The following is a 19321-nucleotide window of genomic DNA, read 5'->3' as shown; positions in this document are numbered from 1 at the left end:
CACACTCTCGCCGCTTTTACATAAACTACACTATAACCGTGACAGACATCTGGGATGCTTGCGAAACCGCCCACGTTGTTCTGTAAAGGAGGTTTATCCCATGCAACAGGTAATAGCGGAATTGCAGGAGGCCGGCGTCGGCGATATAATGCTCGACGCGCCGATGGCGCCGTACACGACCTGGGAAATCGGAGGGCCTGCCGACGTGCTGCTCATTCCCCAAACGAAAGAACAGCTCGTCGGCGCGGTCAAATTGCTGTACCGGCACCAAACGCCGTGGTTCGTGCTCGGGCGCGGCTCCAACCTGCTCGTTGCGGACAAAGGCATTCGCGGCGTCGTCATCAAGCTCGGTCCGGCACTTGATTATGCGCGATTCGACGGCAACCTCGTCCATGCCGGAGGTGCGCATTCCTTCATTGTCCTGGCAGTGAAAGCCAGTAAACAGGGGTTAACCGGCTTGGAATATGCAGGGGGCATTCCAGGCAGCGTCGGAGGCGCCGTTTACATGAACGCGGGGGCGCACGGGTCTGATGTGTCACGCATACTCAAACAAGCGGAAGTGATGCTCAATACGGGGGAACTCGTCACGATGACGAAGGAAGACCTGCAGTACGCTTACCGCCACTCCGTTCTCCACCGGCTTCCCGGCGTCGTCACCGAAGCGGTTTTCGAGCTCGGCCAAGGCGACCGTAAAGAAATCGCCGGCACGTTCGCGACCTATAAGGACCGCCGGATCCAGACACAGCCGCTGCATCTGCCTTGCGCCGGAAGCGTGTTCCGCAATCCGGAGGGCCATTTCGCCGCGAAGCTGATCGAAGAAGCCGGTTTGAAAGGGACGCGAATCGGAGGGGCGGAGGTGTCGACGCAGCACGCCAATTTTATGATCAACACCGGCCAGGCGACAGCGAACGATATTTTGGCGCTGATGGGGCACGTGCAGGAGCGCGTGCAAGAGAAGTTCGGCGTGAAGCTCGTCCCGGAAGTGCTGAAGGTGGGCGAATTTTAAAAAAGGCGGAAAGCCTCCGTTGACTTTGTTCGATTGCTTCCGAATTGACCTGGAGGTGAAACATTGGAGAAGTTGGTTATCGAAGGTGGGAGACCTCTCTCGGGAACCATACGGATTCATGGCGCAAAAAATGCCGCACTACCAATCTTAGCAGCCAGCTTGCTGGCAGACGGAACACATGCAATAGAAAACGTACCGAACTTACTCGATATCGATGTCATGATCAGTATACTGCGTGCGCTAGGTTGCCGGGTGAAGCATCAAGGCGAAACGGTCACCATTCATACGTCAACCTTGCATTCTTCCCACATCCCGGAAGAGCTGATGAAACAAATGCGCTCCTCGATCTTCTTGATGGGGCCGCTGCTTTCCCGATTCGGGGTCGTTCACGTTTACCAGCCGGGAGGCTGCGCAATCGGTGAACGGAAAATCAATCTTCATCTGCAAGGACTTACCGCTCTTGGCGCTACGATCGAAGAATCCGGCAGTACGATCGTATGCAAAGCCGATAAGCTGAAGGGCGCGGATATCGTCCTCGATTATCCGAGCGTCGGCGCTACGGAGAACATTATGATGGCCGCCGTAAAAGCGGAGGGCATTACGACGATTCACAATGCGGCCCGTGAGCCGGAAATTCAAGACCTGCAAAACTTCCTGGTCACGATGGGAGCCAAAATCGTAGGCGCCGGTACGGATACGATTACGATAGAAGGCGTCGACAGGCTTACGCCGTGCATTTATCGCGTCATTCCGGATCGCATCGTCACCGGAACCTTCATGATCGCGGCAGCGGCAACGCGAGGCAATATTACGCTGGAAAACGTTTGCCCCGCTCACCTTACTTCGGCAATCCACGTCCTGCGGCGCGCCGGTGTTCAAATTACCGCCGAAGGTGATATAATGAACATATCTTGCGGAACGAGGCCGAAGGCGCTGGAGCGCATCATCACGTCGCCGCATCCCGCCTTTCCGACGGATCTTCAATCGCAGATCATGGTGCTGCTTGCTTTGGCGGACGGACTAAGCATCGTCAAAGAAACGGTTTTTGAAGGCAGATTCAAGCACGTCGACGAACTTAGCCGCATGGGAGCCGACATTTCCGTAGACTTGAACGCCGCTTATGTGCGGGGCGTTCCAAGACTGTACGGCGCAACGGTTGAGGCCACAGATTTACGCGCCGGAGCGGCGCTCGTCATTGCCGGATTGGCCGCGCACGGCACGACCGTGGTCGAACAGGTTCATCATATCGATCGGGGCTATGACCGGATCGAGCATATGCTCAGCCGCCTCGGGGCCGGCATAAGCCGTTACCATACGCCTGTCGAGAGGCCCGCCTCGTCGATTGCGAGAACGGATATCGCTCAGACCGGCACGGAGCCCATGCATTTGTAACGTATACTCACTACTATGCAAATAACCGCCCGAATATCCCTTCCTGTAAGCAGGAGGGGATCAAAGGCGTTCTAAGATTTTTTCCATTCTTCCCGGAGCTTCCGCTAGTAAAGAAATGGTTGACGGTAGAATGGTAGGGGAAGGTGTTAGGTTGTCTGCTGCGGAACCGAAAGTGCCTGCCATGAAGCCCGAACGCAAAAAAAGACGAGGCAGCCGGGCGCTTCTTATATTGCTGATCCTCTTTTTCGTTACGGTCCTGGTTATCCTATTCTTCCGATCGCCGATTAGTAAAATTTCCGAGATTACGATATCGGGCAATGAGCTCGTTTCGGCCGATACGATCGGACAAGCCTCGGCTGTCGCGGTCGGCAATCATTATTTTGCCACGAGCACGGGCGCGGTGGAGAAGCGCGTCGGGAAGCTGCCGATGATCGAATCCGTCAAGGTATCCAAATCCTTTCCCGGTCATCTGTCCATTGTTGTGAAAGAATACGCGCGGGCCGCCTTTCAATTCAAGGAAGACGGCACTTTGCAGGCTCTGCTGGTGGATGGAAGCGCGACGACGGTTCCCCTCTCGGGCATTCCGTTCGACAAGCCGATTCTCAGCGGATGGCGCGACGAAGATCCTTGGAAGCAGAAGCTGCTCCAGACGCTGGCCGAGATCCCGTCCGCGCTTCTGTCCGACTTGTCCGAAATTAAACCCGATCCAAGCGACTCTTATGAGGACAAAATTAAGATTTATACCCGTTCGCATTTTGTCGTGACCACTACGGTAACGTACTTGCCGGAGAAGCTGCCTTTTCTCGGAGCGATGATCAATCAGCTGAAGGATCAGAATCAAAATGCCGGTTCCGGCGTAATCAAGCTTCTGGAGCAGGACCGTGGAGAAGCGTCAGCCAAAGACGCGGGAACGAACGATTCGAAAGACGCCAAGAACGGCGACGCGAAGAAATCCGATCCCAAAGGCACGACGCCCAAACCCACGCCGACGCCGGCTAAGGAAACGACCAAATCGACTCCTACGCCATCTAAGGAAAGCGTCAAGCCAACGCCGAGAGATGTGAAAGGAAATTAGCATTTAGCCCCAAATCCCTCGAAAAGGGGACTTTTTACTCATATACTTTTATGCAAAATAGACTACTAATCGTTCTAGAAAACTGTTAAAATTATCATTATGGATTTCTACTGCCCTTTCGCCGATTAATGCGATTCTCGGCATATTGTGGAATTTATTACTATCCAAAAAACTTGCTGAAAAAAAGAGGGAAAACAATAGCCATGTTGAATAAGTTACAGGAGTCAGACAGTATAAGAACGCAAGAGCCTATCAACCTATGGGAGGTGCCAACGGTTGAGCAACGAAGACGTCATTGTTAGTTTAGACATCGGTACATCCAAGGTGCGTGCCATAATAGGCGAGGTATCCGGAAGTTCACTGAATATTATCGGAGTAGGCTCAGCCGACTCGGAAGGAATCCGCAAAGGCGCCATCGTCGATATCGACCAGACGGTTCAGTCAATCCGCAATGCGATAGATCATGCCGAGCGTATGGTCGGCATTCAAATATCGGATGTTTACGTAGGGATTTCCGGCAGCCATATCGCTCTCCAAACGAGCCATGGCGTCGTAGCAGTTTCCAACGTCGACCGCGAGATCGGCGATGAGGATATCGATCGAGTGCTGCAAGCGTCCCGCGTTATCGCGCTTCCGCCGGAACGCGAAATCATCGGGGTGGTACCGAAGCAGTATGTTGTCGACGGTCTCGAGGGCATTCAAGATCCGCGGGGCATGATCGGCGTCAGGTTGGAAGTCGAAGCGACTATCATTACCGGCGCGAAAACAGGCATACATAACTTGCGCCGCGTCGTAGAGAAAGCCGGACTGCATGTAAGCGAACTGGCTTTAATGTCGCTTGCTTCCGGACATTTAACGTTGTCGAAGGACGAAAAGTCGATCGGAACGGTTCTTGTGGATATCGGCGCTGGATCAACGACGATCGCCGTGTTCGAGAGCGGCTCGATCGTAGCGACTTCTACACTGCCTATCGGTGGCGAATTTATTACGAACGACATATCCATAGGACTTCATACGCAAATCGAACACGCGGAACGCGTCAAGCTTAAATTCGGATGCGCCACGATGGACGATGCGGCCGAGGACCAAGTCTTTAAGGTGCCGCGTATCGGCAGCAATATGGAAAAGCAGTTTTCGCAGGTCGACTTGGCCACGATTATCGAACCGAGGGTTCAAGAAATCTTCCATCTGGTTAGAGCGGAAGTGTATCGTCTTGGGTACGGCGAAGCTCCTGGCGGATACGTATTAACCGGCGGCACCATTTCAATGCCGGGCGTAGTTGCCGTAGCGCAATCCGAACTGGCCTCCTCCGTACGTGTGGGAACCCCCGATTTTATCGGCGTACGCGATCCGTCTTATACGGCGGGCGTCGGCATCATTCAGCTTGTCAACAAGTCGTTCCGCAGCCGCGGAAACGCAACCCCGAAACGGTCGGCCGTTAAGAAAGCGACGGAAGAGAAAGTAGGGCTTTTTGAGAAGATGAAAAACTGGTTAAGCGAGTTCATTTAACGAACTTTCTCGCTTTTCTGTTTTGTCATCGGCATACTCGACCGTGCTAAACGGCTATGGCGGAGGTCGCCACATCGAGATCGTTTAGACGTCGAAATCGTTTATCCTAGCTGTAAGTAAGGGGGAGCAATCAATTGTCTATGTTGCAATTTGACTTGGATATCGAATCACAGGCCACCATTAAGGTGATCGGGGTTGGCGGCGGAGGAAGCAATGCCGTCAACCGGATGATCGACCACGGCATACAAGGTGTCGAATTTATTACCGTAAATACGGATGCGCAGGCGCTTAACCTCGCAAAGTCCGAAGTAAAGCTGAAAATCGGCGAGAAATTGACCCGCGGTCTGGGTGCTGGCGCCAATCCCGACGTAGGCAAGAAAGCGGCCGAAGAGTCCCGCGAAGCGATCGTACAAGCCCTCAAAGGCTCCGACCTCGTTTTCGTTACCGCAGGCATGGGCGGAGGAACCGGCACGGGAGCGGCACCGGTAATCGCCGAGATTGCGAAGGAAGTCGGCGCGCTAACGGTAGGCGTCGTTACAAGACCGTTTACGTTCGAAGGACGCAAACGCTCCCTGCAGGCGGAAACCGGCATTGCCGCACTGAAGGAAAAAGTCGACACGCTGATCGTCATCCCGAATGACCGTTTGCTTGAAATCGTCGACAAGAAAACCCCGATGCTGGAAGCGTTCCGCGAGGCGGACAACGTTCTTAACCAGGGCGTTCGAGGCATTTCCGATTTGATCATGGTGCCCGGACTGATCAACCTTGACTTCGCCGACGTGAAAACGATCATGTCGGAGCGCGGCTCCGCCTTGATGGGGATCGGCACTGCAGCCGGCGAGAACCGTGCAGCCGAAGCAGCCAAGAAAGCGATCCAAAGCCCGCTGCTCGAAACGTCTATCGACGGCGCGCGCGGCGTCATCATGAACATTACGGGCGGCATCAACCTAAGCCTGTATGAAGTAAACGAAGCGGCCGAAATCGTTATGGCGGCCTCCGATCCGGAAGTAAACGTCATTTTCGGAGCGATCATCGACGAAGCGATGAAGGACGAGATCAAAGTAACGGTTATTGCAACCGGCTTTGAACACAAAGCGGCTCCTATTCCGGCGCAGCCGATTCGCAGGCCGCAAGAGTCCTCGTCCGCATCGGCCGATACCGGCAGAGTGCCGAATGCAAGACCTTCCTATCCGACCCAGCAGCAGGATTCCAGTCATCTCGACATTCCGACATTCCTGCGCAACCGCGGCAAAAGCAGTCTGAATGACTAATCCATAAGCGAAACTCGAGTGCCCTGACCGGGATTTTACCGGCCGGGGCATTCTTTTTTTTGAAGCCTCAAAAGAAGACGAAGCCGTTTATCCTTGCTTGCATTCAGGGAATACCGTCACCTAAAGTTCGACAAAAAAACATGCTAGTACCCTTCACGTTTAGACAGACATTGAGCATAGATTCTTTTATACTGGGTTCACAACGGTTTATGAGAGTAATGGAGGCAAGAAGTCAGGCAAGCGCGTTTTTACCGGTAACGAAAATGTGATCTGCAAAGCTTCGCTTCTTTTTGCGGGGAATGAGCCGGCTAGGGGCTGAAATGGTGGTCGTTTATGTCGATCTTATCTTTTTGCTGAACGTGGTCATTGACGGCGCTTTGCTGCTCGTTACCGCCTGGACCCGCAGCGCTAAAGTGCGGATATGGCGGATCGCCGCGGCAGCTGCGATCGGCGGCGCCTATGTCGTGATGATGCTTGTCCCGGAGCTCTCTTTTATGTACACGTTTCTGGTCAAGCTGCTGTTTTCCGCCCTCATGATCGTAACGGCTTTCGGATTTGGCGGTGCAGGTCCCTTTTTGCGTAATATGGCCGCATTTTATGTGGTCAGCTTTGCTGCGGCGGGCGGGATATTCGGCTTTCATTATTTTTTTATGGCGTCCGGCGATGTGTTGAACGGTATTTTTTACGTACACTCCGGCGGCATGCTGTTCGAAATGCAAACGGGCATTTGGTTCATTTTGGCGGTATTCGCGATCGTTCTATGGTTCTACCTGCGCGTGTTTCGCGGAGTCAAGCAGAAGGAGCGGCTCGTCACCTATTTGGCTGAAGTCGAGGTGGCCGTCGAAGACTTCGTGCTTCGCTGCAAGGGGCTGGTCGATACGGGAAATCAACTGTACGATCCTCTTACGAAAACGCCCGTTATGGTCGTAGAAACGGCAATGTGGAAGGATGTGCTGCCCGAGGCGTGGGTTGAACGAATTCGAAAGGCGGAAGTGGATCAAATCGTATCGACGATCGGTAACGACGATTTTTGCTGGCAGGACCGGCTTCGGCTCGTGCCTTACCGCGGTGTGAACCGGGGAACCCAATTCATGCTGGCCATCAAGCCGGACAGGGTCACGGTCACGTACAACGAGCAGAAAATCGATACGCATAAAGTGCTGGTCGGCTTTGACGCCGGCAAGCTCTGTTCGGACGATTCCTACCATGCCATAATTCATCCTATGCTGCTGCAGGCATAAATAGTCGTTTCCGTCAACCGGCGTCGGCTGGCGCAAAAGCGAAATCGCACAGGCATTCCAAAGGGCCGCGCAGTCTATAGGAGAGCCGCCGGATCGATACAAAGGCAGGCTGGTCTTGAGCCTTTATGCCAATACAAACTAGACGGGCGGAAGGCCCAAGGGAGGAACCTGCATATGTTTGTCAAATGGAAGCTGACGATGCATCTTTATTATTACCGCCTGCTGCTGCTGTTCGGACTGAAGAGCAATGAAATTTATTATATCGGAGGCAGCGAGGCGCTCCCGCCTCCGCTTACGCGCGAGGAAGAAGAGTTTTTGCTGCAGAAGCTGTCTTCGGGCGATGCGGCTATCCGGGCGATGCTGATTGAACGCAATTTGCGGCTGGTCGTCTATATCGCCCGCAAGTTCGAAAATACGGGCATTCATATCGAGGACCTTGTATCCATCGGAGCGATCGGACTCATTAAAGCGGTCAATACGTTCGATCCGGACAAAAAGATCAAGCTTGCCACCTATGCTTCTCGCTGCATCGAGAATGAAATTCTGATGTACTTGCGCCGTAACAGCAAAATTCGTACGGAAGTTTCGTTCGATGAGCCTCTGAACATTGATTGGGACGGCAACGAGCTGCTGCTGTCGGATGTGCTCGGGACGGAGAACGATACGATCTACCGCAATATCGAGGAGCAGGTGGACCGCAAGCTGCTGCATAAAGCGCTGGATAAGCTTTCCGAGAGGGAGCGCATGATTATGGAGCTGCGTTTCGGCCTTGTCGACGGCGAAGAGAAGACGCAAAAGGACGTCGCCGATATGCTTGGTATTTCGCAATCCTACATATCCCGCTTGGAGAAGCGCATCATCAAAAGACTGCGTAAGGAGTTCAATAAAATGGTTTGATTCTCGGGAAAAAGCCGGCATTCCTCTTGCGTAGAGGTGCCGGCTTTTTGACAAATGTCAGCAAGCATATCCTATGCTGATTGTTCCATTTCCCGGCAAAAGAACGGCTTCCGAAGTCGTTTTCTGCGAAAAGTTTAAGGCGCCGTAAGGCGTTCATCATTCCAAATCGGTGTAAAGCCTTGCGGTTCGCGGGTCTGTTCGGCACCGCGTAACGGTTTCGGGCGAACGCATAAAAAAAGCTTCCAAGGGGATAATGTACAATAATGTTTCTCCTTGGGAGGTAATCACGGTGACCCGAAATAAAGTCGAGATTTGTGGAGTTGATACCGCAAAACTGCCCGTGCTGACAAACGCGGAAATGCGCGAATTGTTCGTGCAGCTGCAAACGCACAAGGATAGGGCGGCAAGAGAGAAATTGGTCAACGGCAACTTGAGGCTCGTGCTCAGCGTCATCCAACGTTTTAACAACCGCGGGGAATTCGTCGACGATTTGTTCCAGGTCGGCTGCATCGGACTGATGAAGGCGATCGACAATTTCGATTTGAGCCAGAACGTGAAGTTTTCGACCTACGCGGTACCGATGATTATCGGCGAAATACGCCGGTATTTGCGCGATAACAACCCGATCCGGGTTTCCCGGTCGCTGCGGGACATCGCCTATAAAGCGCTGCAGGTTAGAGACAACTTGACCAATAAAAACTCGAGAGAACCGACCATTTACGAAATATCCGAAGTGCTGAACGTTCCAAAGGAGGACGTCGTATTCGCACTTGATGCGATCCAGGATCCCGTTTCGCTCTTCGAGCCGATCTACCATGACGGAGGAGATCCCATCTATGTTATGGATCAGATCAGCGACGACCGGAACAAGGACATTTCCTGGATTGAAGGGATAGCCCTTCGGGAAGGCATGCGAAAACTGAACGACCGGGAAAAAATGATTTTATCGATGCGTTTTTTCGAAGGAAAAACCCAAATGGAAGTGGCGGATGAGATCGGCATTTCGCAGGCGCAAGTTTCCCGGCTCGAGAAGTCGGCCATCTCGCAAATGCAAAAGCATGTAAAATCGTAAGGAAAGGCAATGACGCAGCTTCGGAGACCGGTTCAGCCGGGACAAGCTGCGTTTTTTTTGTTGCCCAATTATCGAGAGATTCCGGTCTCCGGCAGCCGCCCGGCCTCCGCAGCCCAAAGAATAGTTTGCGATGCAGGACATTTTGACCTTGCCCGACATATATTAGTACAAAGAAAAACAAATCCGAAGCGAATACGTGGTGAACGCGGCATGAAAATATCCGATTTCCAGTCCAAGGACGTAGTCAATATCGTGGACGGCAAAAAGCTCGGTCAAGTCAGCGATCTAGAGCTCGATTTGCGCCAAGGGCGGATCGAGTCGATCGTCGTGCCGAATTACAGCCGCTTTTTCGGTTTGTTCGGCGGCGGTGCGGATGTGGTCATTCCTTGGCGCAACATCGTCAAAATCGGGGAAGACGTCGTCCTTGTCAAGCTGGACGATGCGAGGCCTTACCGCAATCCGGAAGAAGTCGATACGGATTACAGCCGTTCCTATCGCGAGAGATAAAGCACCGGGTCGAACCTTGGTGAACAACCGGCTGCTTTGTGTTACACTTGTAAGAAGCTGCAAGACGAAAGAAAAAGCGCGGCCGAGGAGAAGCCCGATTGCGGCATCCCGGCCTATTGCGCTACCCGGGGAGGACAACTTGTGGAACCGTTTGTTGCTTTAGCGGAAGCCGGAACGCCGGAGCTTCTTCATATCCGTCATTGGACGGAACGTTATCCGGAACTGACCGCTGGCTTTACGACGAGAAACGGCGGCGTAAGCGCAGCTCCTTTCGGCTCGCTCAACTGCGGATTGCATGTAGCGGATGCGGACGACAGCGTCGTCGTCAATCGCACGCGGGTTGCCGATGCGATCGGGATGCCGCTGACGGGCTGGATTTACGGCGAGCAGGTCCACGGAAGCGACGTTGCGCGCGTGACAACCGCGGATGCCGGCAGAGGGACGGCTTCGCGCAGCGACGCGATCCAGGCGCGAGACGCTTTCATAACGAGCGAAACGGGACTGTGTCTGGCCGCCATGTTCGCGGACTGCGTGCCGCTCTATTTTTACGATCCCGTACACCGGGCTGTCGGACTGGCTCATGCCGGCTGGAAGGGCACCGTTCTGCAGATCGCCAAGCAGACCGTAACGGCTATGGGCGAATGCTTCGGCAGCGTGCCGGCTCAGCTCGTTGCGGCTGTCGGTCCATCGATCGGCGTATGCTGCTACGAGGTGGACGACACGGTTATGGACAAAGTGAAGGCTCTGCTTCCGGAGATTGCAGACGCCGAAGCCTTTGATAGCGGTGCGGAAACGTTCTATGAACCTTCGCCAAACGGAAAATGGATGCTGAACTTGCAACAAATCAATCGACAAATTATGATAAAAGCAGGAATTTTGCCGTCACGTATCGAATTAACTCGGTTGTGTACCAGTTGTCGGGTCGACAAGTTTTACTCGCACCGCAAGGAGCAAGGCTCGACCGGACGTATGATCGCATGGATCGGTTTACGCAAATAAACGTGTCAGGCTGGAACGGAGTGCATGCAATGGGGTTGCAGGAAAGAATGATGGAAGTGGACAAGCGTGTGGAGGAAGCATGCCGCAAAGCCGGCCGCAGCACGAGTGACATACATATTATTGCCGTGACGAAATATGTCTCGCTTGAAGCGACGGAAGAGGTCGTCAGGCAGGGCATTCGCGATATCGGCGAAAACCGGCTGCAGGATGCGGCGCCGAAGCGGGAAGCGATCGGCGAGCAAGCGAACTGGCATTTTATCGGACATCTGCAAACGAATAAAGTAAAGGATGTTGTCGGAAAATTTCAGTATATCCATTCGCTGGACCGTTCGTCTCTGGCATCGGAGATCGATAAGAAAGCGGCGGCGCTTGGCATCACGCAAACCTGCTTCATTCAAGTCAACATATCCGGGGAAGAGAGTAAATACGGACTTGCGCCGGAGTCGTTGTTCGCCTTTGCCGAAAGCTTGAAATCATGCGGCAATATCCGAGTCGCCGGACTGATGACGATGGCACCCTTGGAAGCGGAGCCCGAGGCGACGCGCCCGGTGTTTCGCGGACTGCGCGAGCTGCGTGACGAGCTGAACCGCCGCGGGATTTTGCCTTACGAAGTACCGCATCTCTCAATGGGGATGTCGAACGATTTTGAAGTCGCGATCGAAGAAGGGGCCACCTGGATTCGGCTCGGCACCGTACTGGTGGGCAAATAACAACGGCTACTATACAAGCTTTAAAGGAGGATTCGCGAATGCGCGTCATGAACAGGGTTATGAACTTTTTGGGATTGCAGGAGGAAGAAGAAGTCGTCGAACGGGAGCGTGTGGTGGACGAACCGGAAGAAACTGAAACCAATCCGTTCGAGCAACGTAAGCATAAAGGAAACGTCGTCAGCATTCACTCCCAGAAAAACACGCGCGTTTCGCTCAGCGAGCCGCGTGCCTATGAAGATGCGCAGGAGCTTGCCGATCAACTGCGGTCGCGGAGATCGGTCGTGGTGAATTTGCACCGCGTCTCCGCCGATCAAGGCATGCGCATCGTCGACTTTTTGGGTGGCACGGTATATGCTCTTAACGGACAGATGGCCAAAATCGGGCCAAATATTTTTTTGTGCACGCCGGATTCGGTAGAAATTCATGGCGTTATTTCGGAATTGCTTGACGACGAGGCGGAAACCAACAAAACGAGGTGACGATCTTTGCAACAAGTTTACAGTTTAATTGATACTTTGTCCTATGTGTATTGGTGCATGATTATCGGCTACGTGCTGCTTTCATGGCTGCCGAACGTTCGGGAAAGTTTTGTAGGGCAATTGCTGGGCAAGCTGGTCGAGCCTTATTTGACCCCTTTCCGCAAAATTATTCCGCCTATCGGCGGCATGCTCGACATATCCCCGATCGTCGCTATCTTTGCTTTGCAATTCGTCGTCTTGGGTATTAAAGAAGTTATTCGTTATGTTGCCGGGTTGTTTTAACGGTTATGAACAAAGATATTTACGCGCATTTTCATCCCAGCGAGCAGCATTTCGTGGATAAAGCCGCGGAGTGGGTAGACAGAGCTTCGGAACAGCACGTCCTAAAACGGACAGACTTTCTGGATCCGAGACAGTGCCAAATTTTGACCATGCTTGCCAATCGGTCCGGAGAAGTCGCTTTTCGGCTGGAAGGCGGCTATGACGGAGCGGAACGAAAGCGGGCGATCATCGCTCCCGAATACAGGAACGTGGAAGACGAGGATGCGGGAATCCTCGTTCTTTCTGTTACGTCCGAAGACAGTAAGCTTCAGTCGCTCGATCACGGTGATTATATGGGGGCCATTCTGTCGCTCGGCATCAAACGCGAAAAAATCGGCGATATTCTCGTGCTGGAGGACGGCGGCTGCCAATGTCTGGTTGCGGAAGAAATCGGCGATTACATAAGACTGCAGCTGCAGCAGGTGCACCGCGTTCATGTGCAGACGGAGCTGCTGCCGCTGGATCGGCTCAAGAACGGGAATGTTTCGTTCGAAGAGATGAATATATCGGTAGCCTCCATGCGGCTGGACGGGATTGCAAGCGATGCGTTCCGGCTAAGCCGCGCCAAAATTTTAATCCCGATCAAGGCAGGCCGCTGCCGGGTAAATTGGAAGGTGGAGGAAGATCCGAGCAAGCCGCTTAAAGAAGGAGACGTCGTCTCGCTTCAAGGGTTCGGCAGGTTTCGGGTTACGGAAGTGGAAGGCGTGACGAAGAAGGGCAGAATTCGCGTCAAAATCGGAAAATATCGTTAAACGGGAGAGCGAGCTCGTTCCTCCTGCTTCGTTTGCGCCCGCGCGTGCGAAAATGTTCGATTTTTTGTGCAGGAAAATGCAGGAGTATCGCGGCTTCTGTCGAATATTTACGAGCATAGCACGATATTTTTGGAGGTGCAGGAATGCCGTTAACGCCACTAGATATCCATAATAAAGAGTTCAAACGCGGGTTTCGCGGTTACGATGAAGACGAGGTTAACGAATTTCTCGATCTCGTCATTAAAGATTACGAAGCGCTGATCCGGGAAAATAAAGAGCAACAAAACCAACTGACGACGTTGCAGGAGCGGCTGGACCATTTTTCGAATATCGAGGAAACGCTCAGCAAAACGATTATCGTCGCGCAGGAAGCGGCTGACGAGGTGAAATCGAACTCGAAGAAGGAAGCGCAGCTGATCATTCGCGAAGCGGAGAAAAATGCCGATCGGATCATTAACGAAGCGCTGGTCAAGTCCGGTAAAATTTCGCTGGAGATCGAGGAGCTGAAGAAGCAGGCGGCCATTTACCGCACGCGCTTCCGTACGCTGCTCGAGGCGCAGCTGGAGCTCCTGAGATCCGACGATTGGGATGTGCTGGACGGCTCTCCCGCGCATTCGTTCTCGGACAGGTAGCCATTCTTCATACGGCAAGACCAAGGGAAGTCCGCAAGCGGGCTTCCTTCTTTTTTTGTTATTCAAGGGACGCAGGTGTAATCTGTTGTAAAAATATGTATTGACAGGGTGGGGTGTTGCTGATATATTCTAAAACTAATAATTCCTATTAAAATACTATGAATAATGTTTGGGCCGACCGGAACGCCGGAGGAATAGCGGTACATATGGATGGGACTAATCCAAATTTAATCGGTTCGGCGGTGTACAGAATGGGGAATAAGCTACTACAGTTATGGAAGCCTTCGCGTCAAGCCTCGGCAGAGGATGAAGGAAGGAAGAGCAATCAGGAACAGGCCGGTAAGCTCGTGCAGGCCAGCCGGACGCTTACGGAATCTGCGGATTCACTCTCCGGCTTCGTCAAAGGAACGATCGATAATATGGAAACCGTTTCGAGGTCCATTCATCAGATTGTCACCTCGGCGACGATCCAGTCCGCGGAAGCGGAAAAAAGCCTGGCCGATACCGGACAGCTTGGCTTGGCCCTGGAGGATTCGATGAGGCAGGTCACCCGGATGAGCGAGGCTGTCGAAGAAGCCTTCGATGCTTCCAAGAACGGCATAGCCGTCTCGGAGCTGCTCGCGGCGGAATCGGACAGAAATAAGGACATTTCCAATCAATTGCGTCAAGTGATGGAAGAGCTGCAGGCGAAATCGAAGGCGATATCGTCGGCTACCGACATGATCGCGAACATTTCGAAGCAAATTCAATTGATCGCCTTGAACGCATCGATCGTGGCGGCTCATGCCGGCGAGCAGGGAAAAGGGTTCGACGTCATCGCGCAAGAAATACGCAAGCTGGCAGGAGAAAGCGAATCCGGCGGCAAACGAATAGGCGAGATGCTGTCCGAAATTCAGCGGCAGGTGTCCCATTGCGGAGACATCGTGCGCGTCACCTCGGAAGCTTCCGAGAAAGTGGCTGCAGGCGTGGAAGGGGCCAAACGATCGTTTCAAAAGCTGGACGGTAACTTGACCGCGATTACGGGCTATATGGGAGAAGTTCGCACTTCGCTGCATGCTGCAAGTACGGATAACAGACGTCTCGTGGAGAGCATCCACACGGTAACGGCATTCGCGCAGGAATCGCATTCGTCCGCCGTCGAAGTGGCGGATTTAACGGAGAAGCAAGCTTCCTCGGTACTGTCCGTGGCGGGAGCTTCACAGGATCTGCAAGCCGTTGCGGACGAATTGAAAAAGCGGGTGTCCGCCATGACTGCAGATTATGCCATTACCTTCAAAGATAGGGAAACGGATGCCGCTCGCATCGGGTACATGCCGAGCTTAACGCATGCGCCGCTCTTAATCGCTAGCGAACGTAAGCGGACCGGAACGGCGTCCGTGGACGCGTTCGATACCAAATTGTTTTCGGCAGGCCCGGCCCTTGTCAATGCGCTTCTGTCCAATCAGATCGATATCGGCTATACGGGCCCCGGTCCCGTCTTCGAGGCTTTCGCGAGGGGCGGGGATATTCGGATTATTGCGGGTACATGCCAAGGGGGAGCGGCGCTCCTGACTAGAGGCGATTTGAGGGCGGAGCGCCTTGAACAGCTGGAAGGCAAGGTTATCGCCATCCCTCAATATAGCAACGGTCAGCATATTTTGCTGAGACAGGCTTTGCAAGCCAACGGTCTGAAGGACATCTTTCGCGGCGGCTCCATACGCATCGTTCAAGCGAAGCCATCCACGATCGCCGAGTCTTTCCGCACCGGCTCGATCGATGCGGCGCTGGTGCCCGAGCCATGGATCACGCTTCTTGAAACGAGAGCAGGCGCTAAAGTGCTGCTGGATTGGAACGAGCTTTTCAATAAAGGAGCTTATCCAAACACGATTGTCGTCGTAAACGGTTCTTTCCTGCGGCAGCATCCGGACAAAGTACGCCGCTATCTGAAAGCGCACCGGGAATCGCTCCTTCAGGTGAAGTCGGGTCAGCCTGGAATCAACGATATGATCTCGAGGCAGCTGGAGTGGCTTACTTCCGGTGCGTTTCCCGCAGATCTCGTCGAAAAGGCGCTCCGCCGCATTCGCTGGGATCCGGATATCGACGAGCAGTCGCTGCGATCGTTTGCTCAGCTAACGAGGAAGGAAGGGTTCCTGAAGAGCGATATCGATTTTACAAAGCTGCTTGCGGTGGTTACTTGATCAAGAGCAACTAAGCGCTCTCCAACGGGTCGGCGGTTACTAGCTGGGACAGGCTCGCGAATCGTTGACGATTTCGCCTTTTTTCGATATACTGACGTTTAGCATGCCATTCATGGTATAGGTTAAAACTGCCGTGAATCGGCAACAATAAGCACGTATAGCAGGAAATCGATGAATGGGCCGAGTAAGGCATGGCGCGGGTTAAGCGAGTTAGGGACGGTGTGAGCCTAATATCCGCAATTGCATGAAAATCTCCCATGAGTATCTCTTGAATGAAGGTGCCCGGTTAAGGCTAAGAGGGGACAAGTAAAGAGAATCGGGTGATCCCGTTATCGATCGTCGAGTGGGATTGCGTTCCGGGTAAGCAGGATGCCTGTTTTTTTGGGATGCGTCTTATGAGGGTGGTACCGCGAGTCAAGCTTCTCGTCCCTTTTGGGATGAGGAGCTTTTTTATTTTTTGCATGGTTTAGGGAGCCCCTTTCACGGGGATTAAAATGAGGAGAGTGAAACGGATGGATTATGGAAAAACGCTGAATTTGCCGCAAACGGATTTTCCGATGCGCGGCAGCCTGCCGCAAGCGGAGCCGAAGGTTCAAGCATGGTGGGATGAGATCGGGATTTACGAGCAGGTGCAAGCCAAAGCCAAGGGTAAGCCCAAATTTATTCTGCACGACGGCCCTCCGTATGCGAACGGAGATATTCATATCGGACACGCGCTTAACAAAGTGCTGAAGGATATGATCGTCCGCTACAAATCGATGCGCGGCTTCGATGCGCCGTATGTTCCCGGCTGGGATACGCACGGGCTGCCGATTGAACAGGCGATCGCCAACGGCGGTAAGGTCGACCGCAAAAAAATGAGCGTGCCGGAGTTTCGAGAGTACTGTAAAGAGTATGCGCTGACTTGGGTGGAGAAGCAGAAAAAGCAATTTAAGCGGCTCGCCGTCCGTGGAGATTGGAACCATCCTTATATAACGCTGAATCCCGAGTACGAGGCGCAGCAAATTCGCGTTTTCGGTAAAATGGTCGAGAAAGGCTACATCTATAAAGGACTAAAACCGGTGTACTGGTCCCCTTCATCCGAGAGCGCTCTGGCCGAGGCCGAAATCGAATATAAAGAAAAAACATCGCCGTCCATTTACGTCGCTTTCCCGGTTAAGGACGGCAAAGGCAAGCTGCCGCAAGATTCCGCTATCGTCATTTGGACGACGACGCCGTGGACGCTGCCTGCGAACCTGGGGATTAGCGTTCATCCGGAATTTGACTATGCGGTCGTCGAGGCAAACGGCGGCAAGTACGTACTCGCGCAAGGGCTGCTCGAAACGGCGGCGAAGGAAATCGGCTGGACTTCCTATCAAGTATTGACCACCGTCAAAGGCGCCGAGCTCGAATTGGTCACCTGCAAGCACCCGTTCTATGAGCGGGAGTCGCTTGTCATGACCGGCGAGCATGTAACGCTCGAAGCCGGTACCGGCTGCGTGCACACGGCTCCCGGACACGGGGAAGACGACTTCGCAATCGGTCAGCGCTACAATATCGGCGTCCTATGCCCGGTGGACGACCAAGGGAAGCTGACGGCGGAAGCGCCTGGATTCGAAGGCATGTTTTACGAGAAAGCGAACGGTCCGATTCTTGAAACGCTTACGCAAGCGGGACTTCTGCTTAAGCAAGCGACGGTCAATCACCAATATGCGCATGACTGGCGGACCAAGAAACCGGTCATCTACCGCGCCACCGAGCAGTGGTTCGCTTCGATCGATAAATTCCGGACGGAAATGCTGGAACAAATCAAGCAGGTGAAGTGGACGCCGAACTGGGGCGAAATACGCCTCCACAATATGATTGCCGATCGCGGAGACTGGTGTATCTCGCGTCAGCGCGCGTGGGGCGTACCGATTCCGATCTTCTATTGTCGGTCCTGCAACGAACCGATCGTAAACGAGCAGACGATCGGGCACGTCGCCGCAATTTTCGAAAAGGAAGGCTCCAACGCCTGGTTCATCAAGGACGAGAAGGAGCTGCTGCCTGAAGGAACGGCATGTCCAAAGTGCGGACACGACCATTTCCGCAAGGAAACGGACATTATGGACGTTTGGTTCGACTCCGGCTCGAGCCATGCCGGCGTACTGGAGACAAGGGAAGATTTGCAGTGGCCGGCGGATCTGTATCTGGAAGGCTCCGATCAGTATCGCGGCTGGTACAACTCCTCGTTGATCACGGGGACGGCCGTTTACGGGCAAGCGCCCTATAAAGGCATTTTGAGCCATGGCTTTACGCTGGACGGCGAGGGCCGCAAAATGTCCAAATCGCTCGGAAATACGATCGATCCGAATCAAGTATGCGACAAGCTCGGCGCGGATATTTTGCGCCTGTGGGTGTCTTCCGTCGACTACCAGGAGGATCAGCGCATTTCGGACGGCATTTTGGCGCAAACTTCGGAAATTTACCGGAAAATCAGGAACACGCTGCGTTACTTCCTGGGCAACTTGGCAGGCTTCGATCCGTCAGCCGACCGCGTACAGCCATCGCAAATGAACGAGCTTGACCGCTACGCGCTGATCGGGCTGAACCGGTTGAACGAGCGCGTCGTGAAAGCCTACGATCAATATGAGTTCCATATCGTTTATCAATCGATCCATCATTTCTGTTCGGTCGAATTGAGCGCGTTCTATCTGGAAATCATCAAGGATCGCATCTATGCAAGCGCGCCGGGAGACATCGGCAGGAAAGCGGCACAAACCGTATTATACGAGGCGCTTACGGTAATAACTAAGCTGATTGCGCCGATTTTGCCGCATACGGCGGATGAAGTGTGGAAGCATATTCCGGGCGTTACCGAGCAAAGCGTTCAGCTCACGGAGATCCCTGATGCGGATACTTCGCTCTACGACGAGCAGCTCGAACTCAAATGGAATCAATTCATCGAAGTGAAGAATGAAGTGAATAAAGCGCTTGAAGATGCCCGAAATCGGAAAGTAATCGGCAACGCGCTCGGAGCGAAGCTCGATCTGTATCCGAATGAAGAGCATACACGGCTGTTAGCGCAATTCAAGGCTCTGGATCAATTGTTTATCGTATCGGCTGTACAGGTTCACCGTGCAGATGATGCCGTTCCGTCCGATGCGATGCGGTTGAAGGGGATATCGGCGCAGGTATCGGTCGCGGATGGGGAGAAGTGCGAGCGCTGCTGGATCGTGACCCCCGAAGTAGGCGAGGACGAAGCCCATCCGACGCTCTGCCGCCGATGTTCGGACGTTGTGAAGGTGCTGTCGTAAGCGTGA

General features: G+C 53.4%; 17 protein-coding genes. All 17 read left to right on the top strand.

Annotated elements, in window-relative coordinates; all coding sequences use genetic code 11:
* The first annotated feature begins 100 nt into the window (after positions 1-100).
* The gene (murB, locus tag ACKGJP_RS23575) at positions 101-1006 is read left to right on the top strand and encodes a UDP-N-acetylmuramate dehydrogenase (RefSeq protein ID WP_409341240.1); all 906 of its coding nucleotides are present in this window, start codon (positions 101-103) and stop codon (positions 1004-1006) included.
* Positions 1007-1069: 63 nt separating this feature from the next.
* Positions 1070-2398, top strand: a complete 1329-nt coding sequence (gene murA / locus ACKGJP_RS23570; protein WP_409341239.1) for a UDP-N-acetylglucosamine 1-carboxyvinyltransferase — start codon at positions 1070-1072, stop codon at positions 2396-2398.
* A gap of 151 nt (positions 2399-2549) precedes the next feature.
* Positions 2550-3473 carry a cell division protein FtsQ/DivIB gene (locus tag ACKGJP_RS23565; protein WP_409341238.1) on the top strand — a complete coding sequence of 308 codons (924 nt, stop codon included), beginning with the start codon at positions 2550-2552 and terminating at the stop codon, positions 3471-3473.
* 276 nt (positions 3474-3749) lie between these two features.
* Entirely contained in the window at positions 3750-4982 is a 1233-nt protein-coding gene (ftsA, locus tag ACKGJP_RS23560) for a cell division protein FtsA (protein WP_409341237.1), read from the top strand.
* Positions 4983-5122: 140 nt separating this feature from the next.
* Positions 5123-6253 carry a cell division protein FtsZ gene (gene ftsZ, locus ACKGJP_RS23555; RefSeq protein WP_409347237.1) on the top strand — a complete coding sequence of 377 codons (1131 nt, stop codon included), beginning with the start codon at positions 5123-5125 and terminating at the stop codon, positions 6251-6253.
* 320 nt (positions 6254-6573) lie between these two features.
* On the top strand, positions 6574-7494 hold the full coding sequence (gene spoIIGA / locus ACKGJP_RS23550; RefSeq protein ID WP_409341236.1) for a sigma-E processing peptidase SpoIIGA: 921 nt from the start codon (positions 6574-6576) through the stop codon (positions 7492-7494).
* Between the two features lie 174 nt (positions 7495-7668).
* A complete protein-coding gene (gene sigE / locus ACKGJP_RS23545) occupies positions 7669-8391 on the top strand; it encodes an RNA polymerase sporulation sigma factor SigE (protein WP_409341235.1) in 723 nt (240 codons plus the stop codon).
* Between the two features lie 289 nt (positions 8392-8680).
* Entirely contained in the window at positions 8681-9463 is a 783-nt protein-coding gene (sigG, locus tag ACKGJP_RS23540) for an RNA polymerase sporulation sigma factor SigG (protein ID WP_409341234.1), read from the top strand.
* A 210-nt stretch (positions 9464-9673) separates the two neighbouring features.
* A complete protein-coding gene (locus ACKGJP_RS23535) occupies positions 9674-9970 on the top strand; it encodes a YlmC/YmxH family sporulation protein (RefSeq protein WP_409341233.1) in 297 nt (98 codons plus the stop codon).
* Between the two features lie 141 nt (positions 9971-10111).
* Positions 10112-10969, top strand: coding sequence for a peptidoglycan editing factor PgeF (gene pgeF, locus ACKGJP_RS23530; protein WP_409341232.1), 858 nt, complete (start codon positions 10112-10114; stop codon positions 10967-10969).
* Between the two features lie 29 nt (positions 10970-10998).
* Positions 10999-11679: a YggS family pyridoxal phosphate-dependent enzyme gene (locus ACKGJP_RS23525; protein ID WP_409341231.1), complete on the top strand. Its 681-nt coding sequence runs from the start codon at positions 10999-11001 to the stop codon at positions 11677-11679.
* A gap of 38 nt (positions 11680-11717) precedes the next feature.
* Entirely contained in the window at positions 11718-12158 is a 441-nt protein-coding gene (locus ACKGJP_RS23520; RefSeq protein ID WP_409341230.1) for a cell division protein SepF, read from the top strand.
* Positions 12159-12164: 6 nt separating this feature from the next.
* Positions 12165-12440, top strand: coding sequence for a YggT family protein (locus ACKGJP_RS23515; protein WP_409341229.1), 276 nt, complete (start codon positions 12165-12167; stop codon positions 12438-12440).
* A 5-nt stretch (positions 12441-12445) separates the two neighbouring features.
* Positions 12446-13231, top strand: a complete 786-nt coding sequence (locus ACKGJP_RS23510; protein ID WP_409341228.1) for an RNA-binding protein — start codon at positions 12446-12448, stop codon at positions 13229-13231.
* 143 nt (positions 13232-13374) lie between these two features.
* Positions 13375-13863, top strand: a complete 489-nt coding sequence (locus ACKGJP_RS23505) for a DivIVA domain-containing protein (RefSeq protein ID WP_409341227.1) — start codon at positions 13375-13377, stop codon at positions 13861-13863.
* Positions 13864-14114: 251 nt separating this feature from the next.
* Complete coding sequence (locus ACKGJP_RS23500; protein ID WP_409341226.1) at positions 14115-16040, top strand: aliphatic sulfonate ABC transporter substrate-binding protein; 1926 nt, start codon at positions 14115-14117, stop codon at positions 16038-16040.
* 512 nt (positions 16041-16552) lie between these two features.
* A complete protein-coding gene (gene ileS, locus ACKGJP_RS23495) occupies positions 16553-19315 on the top strand; it encodes an isoleucine--tRNA ligase (protein ID WP_409341225.1) in 2763 nt (920 codons plus the stop codon).
* The last annotated feature ends 6 nt before the right edge of the window (positions 19316-19321 follow it).

The sequence above is a fragment of the Paenibacillus litoralis genome (assembly GCF_046244365.1).
GTDB lineage: Bacteria > Bacillota > Bacilli > Paenibacillales > NBRC-103111 > Paenibacillus_V.
The sequence above is the reverse complement of the archived record's forward strand: the minus strand, read 5'-3'. Positions and strand labels throughout refer to the sequence as shown.

Excerpts from the sequence above, each read along its gene's own strand:
- murB (WP_409341240.1), top strand. The coding sequence starts at position 101 with ATGCAACAGGTAATAGCGGAATTGCAGGAGGCCGGCGTCGGCGATATA.
- ftsZ (WP_409347237.1), top strand. The coding sequence starts at position 5,123 with ATGTTGCAATTTGACTTGGATATCGAATCACAGGCCACCATTAAGGTG.
- spoIIGA (WP_409341236.1), top strand. The coding sequence starts at position 6,574 with ATGGTGGTCGTTTATGTCGATCTTATCTTTTTGCTGAACGTGGTCATT.
- sigE (WP_409341235.1), top strand. The coding sequence starts at position 7,669 with ATGTTTGTCAAATGGAAGCTGACGATGCATCTTTATTATTACCGCCTG.
- ACKGJP_RS23535 (WP_409341233.1), top strand. The coding sequence starts at position 9,674 with ATGAAAATATCCGATTTCCAGTCCAAGGACGTAGTCAATATCGTGGAC.
- ACKGJP_RS23525 (WP_409341231.1), top strand. The coding sequence starts at position 10,999 with ATGGGGTTGCAGGAAAGAATGATGGAAGTGGACAAGCGTGTGGAGGAA.
- ACKGJP_RS23520 (WP_409341230.1), top strand. The coding sequence starts at position 11,718 with ATGCGCGTCATGAACAGGGTTATGAACTTTTTGGGATTGCAGGAGGAA.
- ACKGJP_RS23510 (WP_409341228.1), top strand. The coding sequence starts at position 12,446 with ATGAACAAAGATATTTACGCGCATTTTCATCCCAGCGAGCAGCATTTC.
- ACKGJP_RS23505 (WP_409341227.1), top strand. The coding sequence starts at position 13,375 with ATGCCGTTAACGCCACTAGATATCCATAATAAAGAGTTCAAACGCGGG.
- ACKGJP_RS23500 (WP_409341226.1), top strand. The coding sequence starts at position 14,115 with ATGGGGAATAAGCTACTACAGTTATGGAAGCCTTCGCGTCAAGCCTCG.
- ileS (WP_409341225.1), top strand. The coding sequence starts at position 16,553 with ATGGATTATGGAAAAACGCTGAATTTGCCGCAAACGGATTTTCCGATG.